Source organism: Curvibacter sp. GW821-FHT09D12, from assembly GCF_059416245.1.
Window position 1 is genome coordinate 14,318 of sequence record NZ_JBWKOU010000018.1, and the last position, 14,326, is coordinate 28,643.

The 14,326-nt window shown below is 67.1% G+C and carries 14 protein-coding genes; 10 read left to right on the forward strand and 4 right to left on the reverse strand.

All coding sequences use genetic code 11. The features are described 5' to 3' along the window. Positions 1–132 precede the first annotated feature (132 nt). Entirely contained in the window at positions 133–657 is a 525-nt protein-coding gene (locus tag AC07PT_RS23060) for an Mpo1 family 2-hydroxy fatty acid dioxygenase (RefSeq protein ID WP_494658249.1), read from the forward strand. 39 nt (positions 658–696) lie between these two features. Here the strand turns inward: AC07PT_RS23060 and gntR are convergent, their stop codons facing one another. Continuing rightward, complete coding sequence (gene gntR / locus AC07PT_RS23065) at positions 697–1,722, reverse strand: HTH-type transcriptional regulator GntR (protein WP_492348986.1); 1,026 nt, start codon at positions 1,720–1,722, stop codon at positions 697–699. Between the two features lie 168 nt (positions 1,723–1,890). Here gntR and AC07PT_RS23070 point away from each other — a divergent pair, with 168 nt between their 5' ends. The 6 genes from AC07PT_RS23070 (at position 1,891) to AC07PT_RS23095 (ending at position 8,608) form a co-directional block, all read left to right on the forward strand. Then, positions 1,891–2,421: a gluconokinase gene (locus AC07PT_RS23070; RefSeq protein WP_492348985.1), complete on the forward strand. Its 531-nt coding sequence runs from the start codon at positions 1,891–1,893 to the stop codon at positions 2,419–2,421. Next, positions 2,418–2,927, forward strand: a complete 510-nt coding sequence (locus AC07PT_RS23075; RefSeq protein ID WP_494658250.1) for a TRAP transporter small permease — start codon at positions 2,418–2,420, stop codon at positions 2,925–2,927. Before AC07PT_RS23070 ends, AC07PT_RS23075 begins: the two co-directional genes overlap by 4 nt. A gap of 5 nt (positions 2,928–2,932) precedes the next feature. Further along, positions 2,933–4,225, forward strand: coding sequence for a TRAP transporter large permease (locus AC07PT_RS23080; RefSeq protein WP_494658251.1), 1,293 nt, complete (start codon positions 2,933–2,935; stop codon positions 4,223–4,225). 58 nt (positions 4,226–4,283) lie between these two features. After that, positions 4,284–5,306 carry a TRAP transporter substrate-binding protein gene (locus AC07PT_RS23085; RefSeq protein WP_494658252.1) on the forward strand — a complete coding sequence of 341 codons (1,023 nt, stop codon included), beginning with the start codon at positions 4,284–4,286 and terminating at the stop codon, positions 5,304–5,306. Positions 5,307–5,411: 105 nt separating this feature from the next. After that, positions 5,412–6,287, forward strand: a complete 876-nt coding sequence (locus AC07PT_RS23090; RefSeq protein ID WP_492348981.1) for a phosphate/phosphite/phosphonate ABC transporter substrate-binding protein — start codon at positions 5,412–5,414, stop codon at positions 6,285–6,287. A gap of 8 nt (positions 6,288–6,295) precedes the next feature. Beyond that, complete coding sequence (locus AC07PT_RS23095; RefSeq protein ID WP_492348980.1) at positions 6,296–8,608, forward strand: PAS domain-containing sensor histidine kinase; 2,313 nt, start codon at positions 6,296–6,298, stop codon at positions 8,606–8,608. Positions 8,609–8,635: 27 nt separating this feature from the next. Here the strand turns inward: AC07PT_RS23095 and AC07PT_RS23100 are convergent, their stop codons facing one another. Beyond that, positions 8,636–9,223, reverse strand: coding sequence for a DUF7482 domain-containing protein (locus tag AC07PT_RS23100; RefSeq protein WP_492348979.1), 588 nt, complete (start codon positions 9,221–9,223; stop codon positions 8,636–8,638). A 97-nt stretch (positions 9,224–9,320) separates the two neighbouring features. On the opposite strand from AC07PT_RS23100, the gene AC07PT_RS23105 reads away from it, so the two are divergent. Further along, on the forward strand, positions 9,321–10,556 hold the full coding sequence (locus tag AC07PT_RS23105) for a DUF2252 domain-containing protein (RefSeq protein WP_492348978.1): 1,236 nt from the start codon (positions 9,321–9,323) through the stop codon (positions 10,554–10,556). Positions 10,557–10,575: 19 nt separating this feature from the next. Here AC07PT_RS23105 and AC07PT_RS23110 read toward each other — a convergent pair whose 3' ends face one another. Next, positions 10,576–10,857, reverse strand: coding sequence for a hypothetical protein (locus AC07PT_RS23110; RefSeq protein ID WP_492348977.1), 282 nt, complete (start codon positions 10,855–10,857; stop codon positions 10,576–10,578). Between the two features lie 118 nt (positions 10,858–10,975). Next, positions 10,976–11,644: a TetR/AcrR family transcriptional regulator gene (locus AC07PT_RS23115; RefSeq protein WP_492348976.1), complete on the reverse strand. Its 669-nt coding sequence runs from the start codon at positions 11,642–11,644 to the stop codon at positions 10,976–10,978. A gap of 150 nt (positions 11,645–11,794) precedes the next feature. Between AC07PT_RS23115 and AC07PT_RS23120 the strand changes: the two genes are divergently transcribed. Continuing rightward, complete coding sequence (locus AC07PT_RS23120) at positions 11,795–13,555, forward strand: PHA/PHB synthase family protein (RefSeq protein ID WP_494658253.1); 1,761 nt, start codon at positions 11,795–11,797, stop codon at positions 13,553–13,555. Beyond that, entirely contained in the window at positions 13,556–14,323 is a 768-nt protein-coding gene (fabI, locus tag AC07PT_RS23125) for an enoyl-ACP reductase FabI (protein WP_492348974.1), read from the forward strand. It abuts the gene before it with no gap. Positions 14,324–14,326 lie beyond the last annotated feature (3 nt).

Consider the following 14,326-nt stretch of genomic DNA (forward strand, 5'->3'; position numbering starts at 1 on the left):
CTCCGGATTCGGCGGCATGGCGGTCTGGAATGTATTGATTTTGACAGTCCTTCGCCCCACAGCGGCCTAGCATGCGACGCAGACCCGTGCGCCCCCCCGGCGACGCGGGCCCCAGAACCAGGAGACACACCCATGAGAAACACCCAAGACCTGCTGACGCAATACGCCCGCTACCACCGAGACCCGCGCAACATCGCCACCCATTTCGTGGGCGTGCCCATGATTGTTCTGGCCGTGGGGGTGTTGCTGGCGCGGGCCTCGATCGACCTGGCCGGCTGGACGATCTCGGCCGCCTGGCTGGCCTGGGCGGCCAGCACCGCGTGGTACTTGAGCCGCGGTCACCTGGGCGCCGGCGTCACCGTGAGCGCGGCCATCGCCGGCCTGATGGTGCTGGCCCACCCGCTGGCCGCTGGCACCACCGTCACCTGGCTGGCCTGGGGGCTGGGCCTGTTCGGCGTGGGCTGGGTGATCCAGTTCGTGGGCCACTACTACGAAGGCCGCAAGCCCGCCTTCGTGGACGATCTGGTGGGCCTGCTGGTGGGGCCTTTGTTCGTGAGCACCGAGCTGCTGTTTGCGCTGGGCCTGTGCCGGCCGCTGCGCCAGGCCATTGAGGCCGAGACCGGCCCGGTGCAGTTGCGCACACCCCAATCGGCCTGAGGAGCCGGCCCCACCAGGGCAGCCGGCATGACACCGGCCTCAGGTGCTCATGCGCACCACCAGCCGGTAATCCAGCACCACGCAGGGCTGCTCGACCGGCTCGCCGCGCATCAGCTTGAGCAGCATGCCGGCGGCCTCGTCACCGATGGTGGCCAGGGGCGTGTGCACGGTGGTCAGCGTGGGGAGCATCAGGTCGCTGCCGGTGAGGTCGTTGAAGCCGGCAATGGCCACCCGCGCCGGCACCGGCAGCTGCAGCCGGTTGGCCGCCAGCAAGGCGCCCTGAGCCAGGTCGTCGTTGCAGAAGAACACCGCATCCACCGCGGGTGACTGGCCCATGATCTGCTGAAACAGCCGCCCCCCGAGCGCCATCGACGAGGGCGCCGGGTTCATCCACTCGAGCGCGGGGTCGTACAGGCCAGCGGCCTCCAGCGCCTGGCGCCAACCCTGCTGGCGCTGCAGCGTGCGGGGGTCCAGTTGGGCGGCGGCAAAGGCGATGCGCCGGTAGCCCCGGTCCAGCAGGTGACGGGTCATCGTGATGGCCGCCTCGGTCTGGGAAAAGCCCACGCTGTGGATGCCCTCGACCCGGCTGTTCTCCATCATGTGCACCACCGGCACGCCGCTTTGCGTGATCAGGCGGCGTGTGGCCTCGGTGCGGTCGAAACCGGTCACCAGCAGGCCGGCCGGGCGGTGCATCAGTTGCTCGCGCAGCAACTGCTCCTCTTCGCTCGGGTCGTAATGGGTGATGCCGATCAGGGTCTGGTAGCCCGCCGCGCGCAAGCGGGCCTGCGCGGCTTCGAGCAAGCCCACAAAGAGCTCGTTGGACAGCATCGGAATCAACACCGCCACATGGGTGCTGCGCTTGGAGGCCAGCGCGCGAGCCGCGGGATCAGGCACGTAGCCCAGCTTCTGGGCGGCCGCCTGCACGCGCTCAACCAGCACCGGGTCCACCGCCCGCTCGCCCCGCAAGGCCCGCGACACGGTGATGGGGCTGACCCCGGCGGCCAGGGCCACATCGGCCAGGGTGACGCGGCCCGTGGACCGTTGACGGACAGGAGAGCGGGGCATGATCCTAGGGTTTGTACTTAATTGAAAAAAAGCCGACCTGAGTAGGATAGCGCTATCCAACCCATGCACCCTTCAAGGGTGTTTGGGTCATCATACATAAACTTTGCAGGACGGGCCGGCGCTCAGTGCGGGCCCTTTTTTGCAACCCAACGGGATAGCGCTATCCATATGAAACCATCCATTGTTGTCATGGGCGTTGCGGGCTGCGGCAAGTCCAGCCTGGGCGCGGCCCTGGCAGCGGCCGAGCACCTGCCCCTGATCGAAGGTGACGACCACCACAGCCCCGCCAGCCGCGACAAGATGAGCCAGGGCATCGCCCTGACCGATGCCGACCGCCAGGGCTGGCTGCAGACCCTGGGCCGCCTGCTGGCCCAGCACCCCGACGGCGTGGTGCTGACCTGCTCCGCCCTCAAGAAGGCCTACCGCGACCAGTTGCGCGCAGCCTGCCCCGGTCTGCTTTTCGCCTTTCTGGACATCGGGCGCGAACAATCCCTGCAGCGGGTGTCGGCGCGGGCCAGCCATTTCTTTTCGAGCTCGCTGGTGGACAGCCAGTTCGCCACCCTCGAAAGCCCGGTGGGCGAAGCCGGCGTGCTGCGCCTGGACGCCCTGCAGGCTTTGCCCTCATTGCAGCACCAGGCCTCGGCGTGGCTGAATGATGTGGCGACCCAGACCGCCCTCAACCCCAAGGATTGCGCATGACCCAGACCTCGGATCCCGCCGGCCTCAGCCGCTTCCAGCGCCTGTCGCACCACCTGATGGCCGCCTGCCTGGGCGTGATGGCCATCGCCGTGTTCATCAACGTCGTGCTGCGCTATGGCTTCGGCAGCGGTGTGGCCGCCAGCGAAGAGCTTTCTCGCCTGTTGTTCGTCTGGATGGTGTTCATCGGGGCGGCCGCCGCCTACCCAGGCGGCGAGCACATGGCCTTCACCAGCCTGGCCGGCCTGCTGACCTCGAAGCCCCGCGCGTTTGCAGCGCTCACGGCCTTGATCCGGCTGCTCACCGTGTGCGCCAGCGCCATGCTGGCCTGGGGCGCCTGGCAGCAGGTGGTGGTGGGCCTGGACAGCCATTCGGTGGTGCTGGGCTATTCGTCTGCGCTGCTGCCGCTGCCAGCCTTTCTTTGCTCGCTGGCCATTGGTCTGATGGCCCTGGTCGAGCTGATCCGTCGTACCCCGCTGGACCTTGGTCACGGCGCAGAAGTGGAGTGATTGCCATGAGCCCTGAAGCGCTCGCTTTCGTGTTTTTCTCGGTCGGCATGCTGGTGCTCATGGGCAGTGGCATGAACATGGCCCTGGCCCTGGTACTGACCGGCGCCGGCATGGCCTGGGTGCTCGATTTCTGGGACACCCAGTTGCTGGCCCAGAACCTGGTCGCCGGCGTGGACAGCTTTCCGCTGCTGGCCGTGCCCTTCTTCATCCTGGCCGGCGAGTTGATGAACTCCGGCGGCATCAGCCGCCGCATCATCGACATGGCCCAGGCCTGGGTGGGCCACATCCGCGGCGGCCTGGGCTATGTGGCGATCGGTGCCGCCGTGCTGATGGCCAGCATGAGCGGCTCGGCCCTGGCCGACACGGCCGCCCTGGCCACCATCCTGCTGCCCATGATGCGCCAGCAGGGCTACCCCATGAACACCTCGGCCGGGCTGATCGCCTCGGGCGGCATCATCGCCCCGATCATTCCGCCGTCCATGCCCTTCGTGATCTACGGCGTCACCACCAACACCTCGATCTCGGCCCTGTTCGTGTCCGGCATCGTGCCCGGCCTGCTGATGGGGACAGGCCTGATCTTCGCCTGGCGCCATGTGCTGCGCGGCATCGAGTTGCCGCAGGGTCAGGCCCTGCCGATGGCACAGCGACTGCGCATCACCGCCCGCGCCTTCTGGGCCCTGCTGATGCCCATCATCATCATCGGCGGCATGAAATCGGGTGTTTTCACACCGACCGAAGCCGCCGTGGTGGCCGCCTTCTACGCCCTGGTGGTGGCACTGTTCGTGCACCGGGAAATGAAACTGCGTGAGATCCACGGCGTGCTGCTGCGCGCCGCCAAGACCACGGCCATCGTGATGTTCCTGTGCGCCGGCGCCCAGGTGGCCAGCTACATGATCACCCTGGCCGACCTGCCCAGCGTCCTCACCCAATGGCTGGGCCCGCTGGTCCAGAGCCCGCGCCTGCTGATGGCCGTCATGATGGTCGTGCTGGTGCTGATCGGCACTGCGCTGGACTTGACGCCAACGATCCTGATCTTTGCCCCGGTGATGCTGCCGATCGCGGTCAAGGCCGGCATCGACCCTGTTTACTTCGGCCTGATGTTCGTGCTCAACGGCGCGATCGGCCTGATCACTCCGCCCGTGGGCACGGTGCTCAACGTGGTGGCCGGCGTGGGGCGCATTTCGATGCACAGCGTGATCAAAGGGGTCAACCCCTTCTTGCTGACCTACGTGGCCCTGCTCACCTTGATGGTGATCTTCCCGCAGATCGTGACCGCCCCCGTGGCTTGGCTGCGCTGAGCCAGTCCTCCCACATTCTCTAGAACCTCTCACACACCGCTTTACTCAGGAGACCACCATGAAAACTGTCCGTCGCACCCTGCTCGCCGCCCTGGCCGCCGCCAGCCTCGCCAGCACCTCCTTCAGCGCACTGGCGCAGGACTTCAAGCCCCGCATGATCCGCTTCGGCTACGGCCTCAATGAGCAAAGCAACCAGGGCCGCGCGGCCAAGGTGTTTGCCGAGGCGGTCGAAAAGGCCTCAGGGGGCAAGATGAAGGTCCGCGCCATCGGCGCCGCCGCCCTGGGCCCGGACACGCAGATGCAGCAGGCCCTGATCGGCGGTGCGCAGGAAATGATGGTGGGTTCGACCGCCACCCTGGTCGGCATCACCGCCGAAATGGCCCTGTGGGACACCCCCTTCCTGTTCAACAACGTGCGCGAAGCCGATGCCGTGCTGGACGGCCCGATCGGCCAGAAGGTGCTGGACAAGCTGCAGGAAAAGGGGCTGGTGGGCCTGGCCTACTGGGAGAACGGCTTCCGCAACCTGACCAACAGCAAGCGCCCCGTGGCGCGCCTGGAAGACCTGAGCGGCATCAAGCTGCGCGTGATGCAAAACAATGTCTACCTCGACAGCTTCAAGATGCTCGGCGCGAATGCCGTGCCGCTGCCGTTCTCGGAACTGTTCAGCGCCATGGAAACCAACACCGTCGATGGCCAGGAGAACCCCTTCAACACCATCCTGTCGAGCAAGTTCTACGAGGTGCAGAAGTTCCTCAGCGTGACCAACCACGTCTACAGCCCCTGGGTGCTGCTGGTGAGCAAGAAATGGTGGGACGGGTTGTCGGCCGCCGAGAAGAAGGTGCTGCAGGATGCCGCGCGCCTCAGCCGCGACTTCGAGCGCAAGGACACCCGCGAGGAAGCCACCCGCGCGCTGGCCGACCTGAAGGCCAAGGGCATGCAGATCAACGAACTGCCGCCGGCCGAGTCGTCGCGCATGCGTGACAAGCTGACCAAGGTCAACGCGGCCATCGCCACCCAGGTCGGCATGGACCTGTGGCGTGACACCCAGGCCGAACTGGCCAAGCTGCGCGGGCAAAAGTAATCCACACGCTCAGCGGGCGGGGCTCATGGCCCGGCCGGATATGCCAGTAACATTGGGATACATCAACGGTTCGCGACCCCTGGCGCGACTTGCTGGAGCATCCCGATGGCCTATCCTCGAATTTCCCGCCGCCGACTGAGCCTCGCAACCGGGCTGGCCCTGCTGGGCGCCGGGGCGGGCGCCAGCGCCCAGGCCCAGACGCCCGAAGCGGGCACCTACCGTTTCTCGCCCGTCAACCAGTACGGCATCAACCTGACCGCCGCCTACTGGAACCCCATCATCGCCTACGTGTCCGAGAAAAGCGGCATCAAGCTGCAGCTCAAGATCGGGCGCACCTCGGCTGACACCACCGCCTACGTGCTGGCCCAGGAGGTCGAGTTCATCTTCTCCAACCACATGTTCAGCCCCGAGCGAGAAAAACTGGGCTGGAAGGTGTTCGGGCGCCGGCTCACCCCACCGCTGCACGCCCAGATCGTGGTGCTGCAGGATTCCCCCATCACCGACCTGGCCCAGTTGCAGGGCAAGGACATGGCTTTTCCAGGCCCCGAAGCCCTGGTGGCCTACAAGTTCCCGGCGGCCCAGTTGGCCGGCCGCAAGATCGAGGCCAAGCTGCTGTTCGGCGGCAACATGGACGCGGCCTTCGCCCAACTCGTGAGCGGCAAAGTGGCGGCCGTCGGTACCAACTCGCAACTGGCCGAGGGCTATGCACGCCGTGAAGGCCGCAAGCTGCGCGTGCTGTGGTCATCGCCGCCGCTGTACGACCTGGCCCTGATGTCGGCCGCCAATGTGCCCGACAAGGTACAGAAGGCAGTGGCACAGGCCTTCCTGGGCATGCACCAGGACCCGCGGGGGCGCGAGATCCTGCAAAAGGCCTCCGAGCAGGTGGGCCTGTCGGCCGAGGCCTATTTCACGCCCTCGGACGGCAGCGAATACGGCGCCTACCGCGATTTCTACCGCACTGCACCGCCCACGCTGCGCTGAGTCCGACCTTGCTGCACCAACTGCTCCAACGCCTGACACCCGGCTCACTGGTCGGGCGCGTCTTCACCCTCTACACGGTCACGCTGCTGGGCTTCGTGCTGGCCGGCCTGGGCCTGTTCTTCCGCTATCAGATCAGCGAAGTGCTGGAAGACGAGCAGCTGCGGGGCGAGGCCCTGGGCTCGATCATTGCGCCGGTGATTGCCGACAGCGCCGTCATCGGCGACTACGACACCATCCGTCAAGTGCTGCGCCGCACCGTCACACACTCGGTGCTGTCCACCGCCAGTTACATCGATCGCAGCACCGGGCGCATCGACGAACCCTCGCCCTCCCTCCTGAACATCGAGCCACCGGCTTGGCTGGTGGGCCTGGTGGTTGCCCGGCTGTACGACGTGAACCTGCCCATCAACGTGGGCGGCACCGACTACGGCGTGCTGCGACTGAGCTTCGATGCCCGCGACATCGCCGGGCGCATGTGGAGCCAGATCCGGCTGGCCCTGCTGCTGGGCGGTCTGGCCGTGGTGGGTGGGCTGCTGCTGATCCGCTTTCCGCTGGTGCGCTGGCTCGGCAAACTCAACCGGGTGCAGGACTATGAACGGGCCATGAACAGCGGCGCCCTGCCGGTCGAGATGCTGCAAGGCGGTGAGCAGGCACCCAGCGAATTCCGCCAGACCTTCGAAGTGCTGGGCCGTGCCGCGGCCAGCCTGCAATCCCAGCGCCACCAGGCCGAAGTGACCCTGGGCTCGATCGCCGATGCCGTGTTCACGCTGGATGCCGAGGGGCTGATCACCTTGGCCAACCCCGCAGCCTGCCAGTTGCTGGGCAGCCCGCTCGACCGCGTGCTGGGCCAGCCGGCGTCCACGCTGATGCCCCAGGTGGTACCGCGGGCCAGCCGACTCGAACCTTGGCGGGGCCGCCGCCGCAGCCTGCGCAACCGGCAGGATCAGGAACTGGTGATCGACACCACCCTGTCGACCATCGTGGCCCCTGATGGCAGCACCCAGGGCTACGTGCTGGCCTGCCGTGACATGAGCGAGCAGCACGCGCTCGACCTGCGCCTGCGCAGCGAGCTCAAGTCACGCGCCAGCGCCCTGGTGTCGCTGCGCCAGGTGCTGGAGGAACTCACCCAGGAGGAACAGGCCCTGGCTCGCAGCGCCAGCAGCGACGACATCGAAGCCATCTCGGCCATGATCTCCACCCTGGTGCAACGCCTGCAGGTACGCGGCGAACAGTTGCGCGCCATCTTCGAACTCAGCCCCGACGGCTTCGTGTCCTTCGACGCGGAACGGCGCGCCAGCTACGTCAGCCCGGCCTTCTGCCGCCTGACCGGTCTGACGGTTGAACAACTGGTGGGGCAACCCGAAACCGTGGTGGAGTTCCTGCTGCAGCGCCAGGCCAACCCCGAGGCGCGCTGGCACAGCTTCGAATCGCTGCGCCGGCAGTTGCGCGAGCCCGACGCGGTCGCTGACGACTCACGCAGCGTGATCGAGCTGCTGCGCCCGGCCAAGCGCGTGCTGCAACTGGGCCTGCGCGAAAGCCGCTCGGGCCTGATCTCCCAGGTGCTGCTGTTGCGCGACGTGACGCATGAAACCGAAGTCGACCAGATGAAGAGCGAGTTCCTGTCGACCGCCGCTCACGAGCTGCGCACCCCCATGACCAGCATTTACGGTTTTGCCGAGTTGCTGCAGTTCCCGCAGATCAAGCCCGAGCAGCGTGACGACCTGATCAAGACCATCCACCGCCAGTCCGAGCTGATGATTTCCATCATCAATGAGTTGCTGGACCTGGCCCGCATCGAGGCCCGTCGTGGCAAGGACTTCAAGATCGAAAGCCTGGACCTGGCCCACCTGACACTGCAACTGATCCACGACTTCAACCCGCCCCAGCACCGCCCCACGCCCGAATTCGACGCCGGCCCCGAACCCGTGCTGGTGCAGGTGGACCGCAAGAAGATGGCACAAGCCATCGGCAACGTGCTGTCCAATGCCTACAAATACTCCCCCCACGGCGGGGAGGTAAGCGTGCGCCTGGTCTGCACCGAGCACGAGGGGGCGCCGGTGGTAGGGCTGGAGGTGCGCGACCACGGGATCGGCATGACCCCCGAGCAGCTCAAGCGGGTCTGCGAGCGCTTCTACCGCGCCGACAGCTCGGGCACCATCCCGGGCACGGGCCTGGGCATGAGCGTGGTCAAAGAGATCATGGAGCTGCAAGGTGGCCGCCTGCAGATCGACAGCGAGTACGGCGTGGGCAGCGTGATCACGCTGTGGCTGCCACGCGTCGTGGCGGCCACCGAACACAGCGGCTGGGTCAACCTGGCCTGAGGCGAGCCGCACCGCAGCGGCAAGGCCTCAACGCGGGTCGACCGACACGCCGGGCAGGGCGCCCTGCCCCGGGATCGCCACGATCGGGCAGTTCAGCACCACGCGGGTCAGGGTCACCGTCAGCAGCCCCTGCTCGGCAGCGGCCAGCACCGCCTCTTCAGAGCGCAGCTCCCGGGCTTGATCGGCCTGCCGCCAGCGCACCTCGGCCAATTGCCACAGCGGGCTGTACGAGCGACTGCCGTTGTCCGCCCCCACCGGCCCGGGGGCTGAGGCAAACACACTGGGCTGACCGGCATTCACAAAACCATAGACCCGTGCCGTGGCCCCGGTTCGACCGCCCGCGCGGCCCGCAGGATCCTGCAAGGCCTGCGCCAGCAGCGGGGCAAAGTTGGCGCCCTTGGCACGCGCCACCTGCGGGTCTGAGACGTCGGTGGTCACATACAGCACGGCCTGATCTTCGAACCAGGCCTGCTGCAGCGGCAAATGGGCCTGCGGCGCAGTGGGTGCACTGGGTGCGCTGGGCGCAGAGGAACAGCCCGCCAGGCTGGCCCAGACCAGGCCGGCGACCAAACCGTGACACACGGGGCGGGCCCACGAAACCGGCACCAAAGGCATGACAGAGCTCCTGATCCACAAAAACTGAACAGCCCGCAGTATGCCGCCACGCGGGTGGCCTCTTAAACTGGCCGCATCGTCGCCACCCCGATCCACCATGAAGCCGATCGCCACATTCACCCCGCCCGCCCCGCAGGACATCGCCGCCGCCCTGGCCGCCTACAACCAGGGGCGAGACCCGGAGCGCCTGGCCCTCAAGTACGCCAAGATGCGGCAAAGCCCCTTCATCTTCCTGCGCGGGGCCTGCCACCTGTTCTACAACGCCCTGCCCCAGGTCGAGGCCCTGACGCGGGCGCCACTGGCCTGGGCCTGTGGCGATCTGCATTTCGAGAACTTCGGCAGCTACAAGGGCGACAACCGGCTGGTGTATTTCGACATCAATGATTTCGATGAGGCCGCCCTGGCCCCCTGCACCTGGGACCTGCTGCGCCTGCTGACCAGCCTGCAGTGTGGTGCGGCCGACCTCAAGGCCAGTGCGGCCCAGGCCCAGGCGTTGAGCCAGGCCTGTGTCAGCGCCTACCAACAGGCGCTGCTGCGCGGCAAGGCCCTGTGGGTGGAGGGCGAAACGGCCAGCGGCGTGGTGGCCGAACTGTTCGAGCGCCTGAAAGAGCGCCGACGGGTTGATTTCCTGAACTCGCGATCCGTGCTGCACAAAAGCGGCCGGCGCCGGCTCAAGATCGATGGTCAGAAAGCCCTGCCCGTGACGGACGACGAGCGCCAGCGGGTGACAGCCTTTGTGCAGCGCTACGCCTCGCAACAGGCCCACCCGGGCTTTTTCGAGGTGCTGGATGTGGCGCGCCGCATTGCGGGCACGGGCAGCCTGGGCCTGCCCCGCTACGCGGTGCTGATCGAGGGCAAGGGCTCGCCGGATGCGAACGTGCTGCTCGATCTCAAGACGGCCCAGCCCTCGTCGCTGATCCCGGCCTTGAACGCCCTGGGCGTGAAGCAGCCCGGCGGGGCCGATGAAGCGCAACGCATCGTCGGTGCGCAACACCGCATGCAGGCCGTGGATCACGCCTTTCTGGCACCGGTGGAGTTCGACGGCCAGCCCTGGGTGCTCAGGGGCCTGCAACCCAGTGAAGACCGGGTGGACATGGCGCAGGGCAAGGCCAATCCCGAAGGCCTGCTGGCCACAGCCCAGACCCTGGGCCGTGTGTTGGCCTGGGACCAGTTGCGCGCCAGCGGCCGCAGCGGCGCGGCATCAGCCGACAACCTGATCGCCTTCGCCCAGCAAGCGCACTGGACCGAAGCCGTGCTGGAGGCCGCGCTGCAGATGGTGAACGTGACCCAGGCCCAATGGCAGGCGTTCAGCGCCTCGTCACTGGGCCGTTGAAGGCTGCCCCGCTGAGGGCTTACTTCTTGGCGTCGGCTTCGCACTTCTTGATGGACGACGCCTTGGCCGCACCCGACAGCGGCTTGCCGTCCTTGCTGACGGCCTTGCTTTCGCAGCTCGGTGCGGCGGCGGCCGCGCCGCCGGCATCGGCCTCGCATTTCTTCATGAACGAGGTCTTGGCGGCACCGGCCAGCGGCTTGCCGTTCTTGCCCACCGCCTTGGCTTCGCAATCGGAGGCCTGGGCCAGACCGCAAGTGGCGGCCAGCAAACCGGAAATCAGAACAACGATGAGTTTGGACATGAATGAGCTCCAGAAAAAAGTAGGGGCGAAAGCACTGAATGGCCGCTCAACGATAGCACCGCCTTCTCAACTTTTTTCCACTCGTCCCATCAAAATGACACCTGAGCAGTGAACTCGGTCACATGCGTTCAGGATTGGCCGGAGTAGCAAGCAGTACGGTGAGCATTTCCACATAGCCATCGTGCACCATGTCAGCCGGAGGCATGGCCGCGCCCTGGGGGGCTTTGCCAAACAGCAAGTGGGTCACCATGGTGTGCAAGGCCGGTGCCATGGCCAGCCAAGGGTGGCGTACCAGCAGGCTGTCGGCACACCCCAGATGGGCAGCCACCCGGGCCAGCGATTCAGCCAACTGCCGTTGATGAGGCTCCACCACCTGCTGCTGCCACTGCTGCACCAGGTGGGGCACCCGCTCGCTCTCGGCCACCAGCAACCGGAAAGTAGCCACCGTGCCGGGCCGCTGCAGACAGGCCTCGACCTGCCCCACCAGCCACTCAGCCACCCCACGGGCGGTGTTGGCCCCGCCCAGGCTGGGCAGATCCTCCAGATCCGGCAGCGTCAGCGAGCGCGACAGCAGGGCCTCGAACACCTCGTCCTTGCTGGCGAAATGCGCGTACAGCCCGCCCTTGGACAGGCCACAACGGCGCGCGATGTCATCCATGCGCGTGGCGGCAAAGCCCCGCTCGGCGAACTCCTGCTGGGCCGCATCCAGGATCTGGCGCATGCGCACCTCGGGCGGCAGGCGCAGGCGCGGCGCCGTGGGCAGGCGCTCCGGGGCGAGAACGGTCATGGCGATGTCTCCGTCGTGGTCATGGCAGTGTCTTGTTGATCATTTATTAGATACCGACCAGTCGGTCGTTAGTTTGATCCAGGTCATGACCGATCAGATGAGACTTGCCTAGAGTCAATCCCATCCAACCAACGGAAGAGCCCGTTCACCATGAGCACACCCGATTCCACCGCCCCAGCAGCCCCCGCCACCGACCAGGCTGCCGCCGCACTGGATGCGGCTTTTCATGCCGCCCTGGCACGCCACAGTGGTTCGATGTCGCTGGCCGCGCCCTGGCTGGCCGGTCTGGACTGGGCCATGCACCTGGCACTGTCGCCCGGCAAGCGCCTGGCCCTGGCCCAGTTGGCCTGGCAGCAGGGTGAGCAGTTCGCCCGCTATGCCACCGAGTGCCTGATGGCCGGCCCCGGTCCGGCCCGCCAATGCATCGAGCCGCCGGCACGTGACCGCCGTTTTGCCGACCCGGAATGGTTGCGCTTTCCCTTCAACCTGCTGCACCAGGGTTTTCTGCTGAACGAGCAATGGTGGCAACAGGCCACCAACGAGGTCTGGGGCGTGGAAAAGCACCACGCCGATCTGGTGGCCTTCGGCACCCGGCAATGGCTGGACATGTTCTCGCCCGGCAACCTGCTGCCGGCCAACCCGGTGGTGTTGCAGCGCACCCTGCAGGAGCATGGGCTGAACCTGCTGCGCGGCGCTTCGTTCGCCCAGGACGACCTGAAGCGGGCCAGCACGCATGAGCCGGCGGCCGGCACCGAGGCCTTCGAGGTGGGACGCGACCTGGCCTGCACCCCGGGCGAGGTGGTGTTGCAAAACCGCCTGATCGAGCTGATCCAGTACCGCCCCACCACGGCCCAGGTGCATCCCGAGCCGGTGCTGATCGTGCCGGCCTGGATCATGAAGTACTACATCCTGGACCTGTCGCCCGACAACTCCTTGATCCGCTACCTGCTGGACCAAGGTCACACCGTGTTCTGCATCTCCTGGAAGAACCCGACCGAGGCCGAGCGCGACCTGGCCATGGACGACTACATCGAGCTGGGCTTCGAGGCCGCCCTGAAAGCCGTGCAAGCCATCTGCCCGGCGCAGAAGGTGCATGCGACCGGTTACTGCCTGGGCGGCACCCTGCTGGCCATCGCGGCCGCAGCCCTGGCGCGCGACGGCCGCGATGAGCTGGCCTCGATGACGCTGTTTGCGGCCCAGACCGATTTCAGCGAGCCCGGCGAGCTGGGTCTGTTCATCGACGAAAGCCAACTCAGCCTGCTGGAGGCCCAGATGGCGCAGACCGGCACCTTGAGCGCAGGCCAGATGGCCGGCGCCTTCCAGATGCTGCGCTCGAACGACCTGCTGTGGTCGCGCCTGATCAACGAGTACATGCTGGGTGAACGCCCCGCCATGAACGACCTGATGGCCTGGAACGCCGACGCCACCCGCATGCCCGCACGCATGCACTCGCAGTACCTGCGCCAACTGTTCCTGAACAACGACCTGGCCGCCGGTCGCTACCAGGTCCAAGGCCACCCCGTGTCGTTGACCAGCCTGCGCCTGCCCGTGTTCATGGTGGGCACCGTGACCGACCACGTGGCCCCCTGGCGCTCGGTCTACAAGCTGCACCACCTGAGCCCGGCAGAGATCAGCTTCGTGCTGACCAATGGCGGCCACAACGCCGGCATCGTCAGCCCGCCGGGCCACGCCCACCGCCATTACCAGTGCCTGACCCGCAGCGCCGACGGCGCCGCCCTGAGTGCCGACACCTGGCTCGCCCAGGCGCCCCAGGTCGAGGGCTCGTGGTGGCCGGCCTGGCGTGACTGGCTGGGAGCCCATTCAGGCGCCCCGGTCGCGCCACCCGCCCTCGGCGCCCCCGAACACCCGGTGCTGTACGCCGCCCCCGGCCACTACGTGATGGAGAAGTGAATGACGCCCCCTCTGCAAGGCAAGCGCGGCCTGGTGGTCGGCATCGCCAATGAACACAGCATCGCCTGGGGTTGCGCCCGGGCTTTCCGCGACGCCGGGGCCGAGGTCGCCGTGACCTGGCTCAACGACAAGGCCCGCCCCCATGTCGAGCCGCTGGCCGACCAGCTTCAGGCAGCGATCCGCGCGCCACTCGATGTGGAGCAGCCCGGTCAGCTGGAAGCCCTGTTCGACACCCTGGGGCGAGAGTGGGGGCAGCTCGATTTCGTGCTGCACTCAATCGCCTTCGCCCCCATGGCCGACCTGCACGGCCGGGTGGTCGATTGCTCACGCGAGGGCTTTGCACGTGCCATGGACATCTCTTGCCACTCCTTCATCCGCATGGCGCGCCTGGCCGAGCCCCTGATGCACCAGGGCGGCACGCTGCTGACCATGAGCTACCTGGGCGCCGACGAGGTGGTGGCCAACTACGGCCTGATGGGCCCGGTCAAGGCCGCCCTCGAATCCAGCGTGCGCTACCTGGCCACCGAACTCGGCCCGCGAGGCATCCGCGTGAACGCGGTCTCGCCCGGCCCCTTGGCCACCCGCGCCGCCTCGGGCATCGCCCATTTCGACCAGCTGATGAGCCAGGCCACGGCACGCTCACCGCTGCGCCGCCTGGTGGGCCTCGATGAAGTCGGCGCCCTGTGCACCTTTCTGGCCAGCGACGGCGGCCGCGCCATCACCGGCGACACGCTGTACGTCGACGCTGGCGTCCACATCATGGGCTGAGCT

Bases quoted from the DNA above. Each gene is read 5' to 3' on its own strand.
- AC07PT_RS23060 (WP_494658249.1), top strand. From the start codon at position 133: ATGAGAAACACCCAAGACCTGCTGACGCAATACGCCCGCTACCACCGA.
- gntR (WP_492348986.1), bottom strand. From the start codon at position 1,722: ATGCCCCGCTCTCCTGTCCGTCAACGGTCCACGGGCCGCGTCACCCTG.
- AC07PT_RS23070 (WP_492348985.1), top strand. From the start codon at position 1,891: ATGAAACCATCCATTGTTGTCATGGGCGTTGCGGGCTGCGGCAAGTCC.
- AC07PT_RS23075 (WP_494658250.1), top strand. From the start codon at position 2,418: ATGACCCAGACCTCGGATCCCGCCGGCCTCAGCCGCTTCCAGCGCCTG.
- AC07PT_RS23080 (WP_494658251.1), top strand. From the start codon at position 2,933: ATGAGCCCTGAAGCGCTCGCTTTCGTGTTTTTCTCGGTCGGCATGCTG.
- AC07PT_RS23085 (WP_494658252.1), top strand. From the start codon at position 4,284: ATGAAAACTGTCCGTCGCACCCTGCTCGCCGCCCTGGCCGCCGCCAGC.
- AC07PT_RS23090 (WP_492348981.1), top strand. From the start codon at position 5,412: ATGGCCTATCCTCGAATTTCCCGCCGCCGACTGAGCCTCGCAACCGGG.
- AC07PT_RS23100 (WP_492348979.1), bottom strand. From the start codon at position 9,223: ATGCCTTTGGTGCCGGTTTCGTGGGCCCGCCCCGTGTGTCACGGTTTG.
- AC07PT_RS23105 (WP_492348978.1), top strand. From the start codon at position 9,321: ATGAAGCCGATCGCCACATTCACCCCGCCCGCCCCGCAGGACATCGCC.
- AC07PT_RS23110 (WP_492348977.1), bottom strand. From the start codon at position 10,857: ATGTCCAAACTCATCGTTGTTCTGATTTCCGGTTTGCTGGCCGCCACT.
- AC07PT_RS23115 (WP_492348976.1), bottom strand. From the start codon at position 11,644: ATGACCGTTCTCGCCCCGGAGCGCCTGCCCACGGCGCCGCGCCTGCGC.
- AC07PT_RS23120 (WP_494658253.1), top strand. From the start codon at position 11,795: ATGAGCACACCCGATTCCACCGCCCCAGCAGCCCCCGCCACCGACCAG.
- fabI (WP_492348974.1), top strand. From the start codon at position 13,556: ATGACGCCCCCTCTGCAAGGCAAGCGCGGCCTGGTGGTCGGCATCGCC.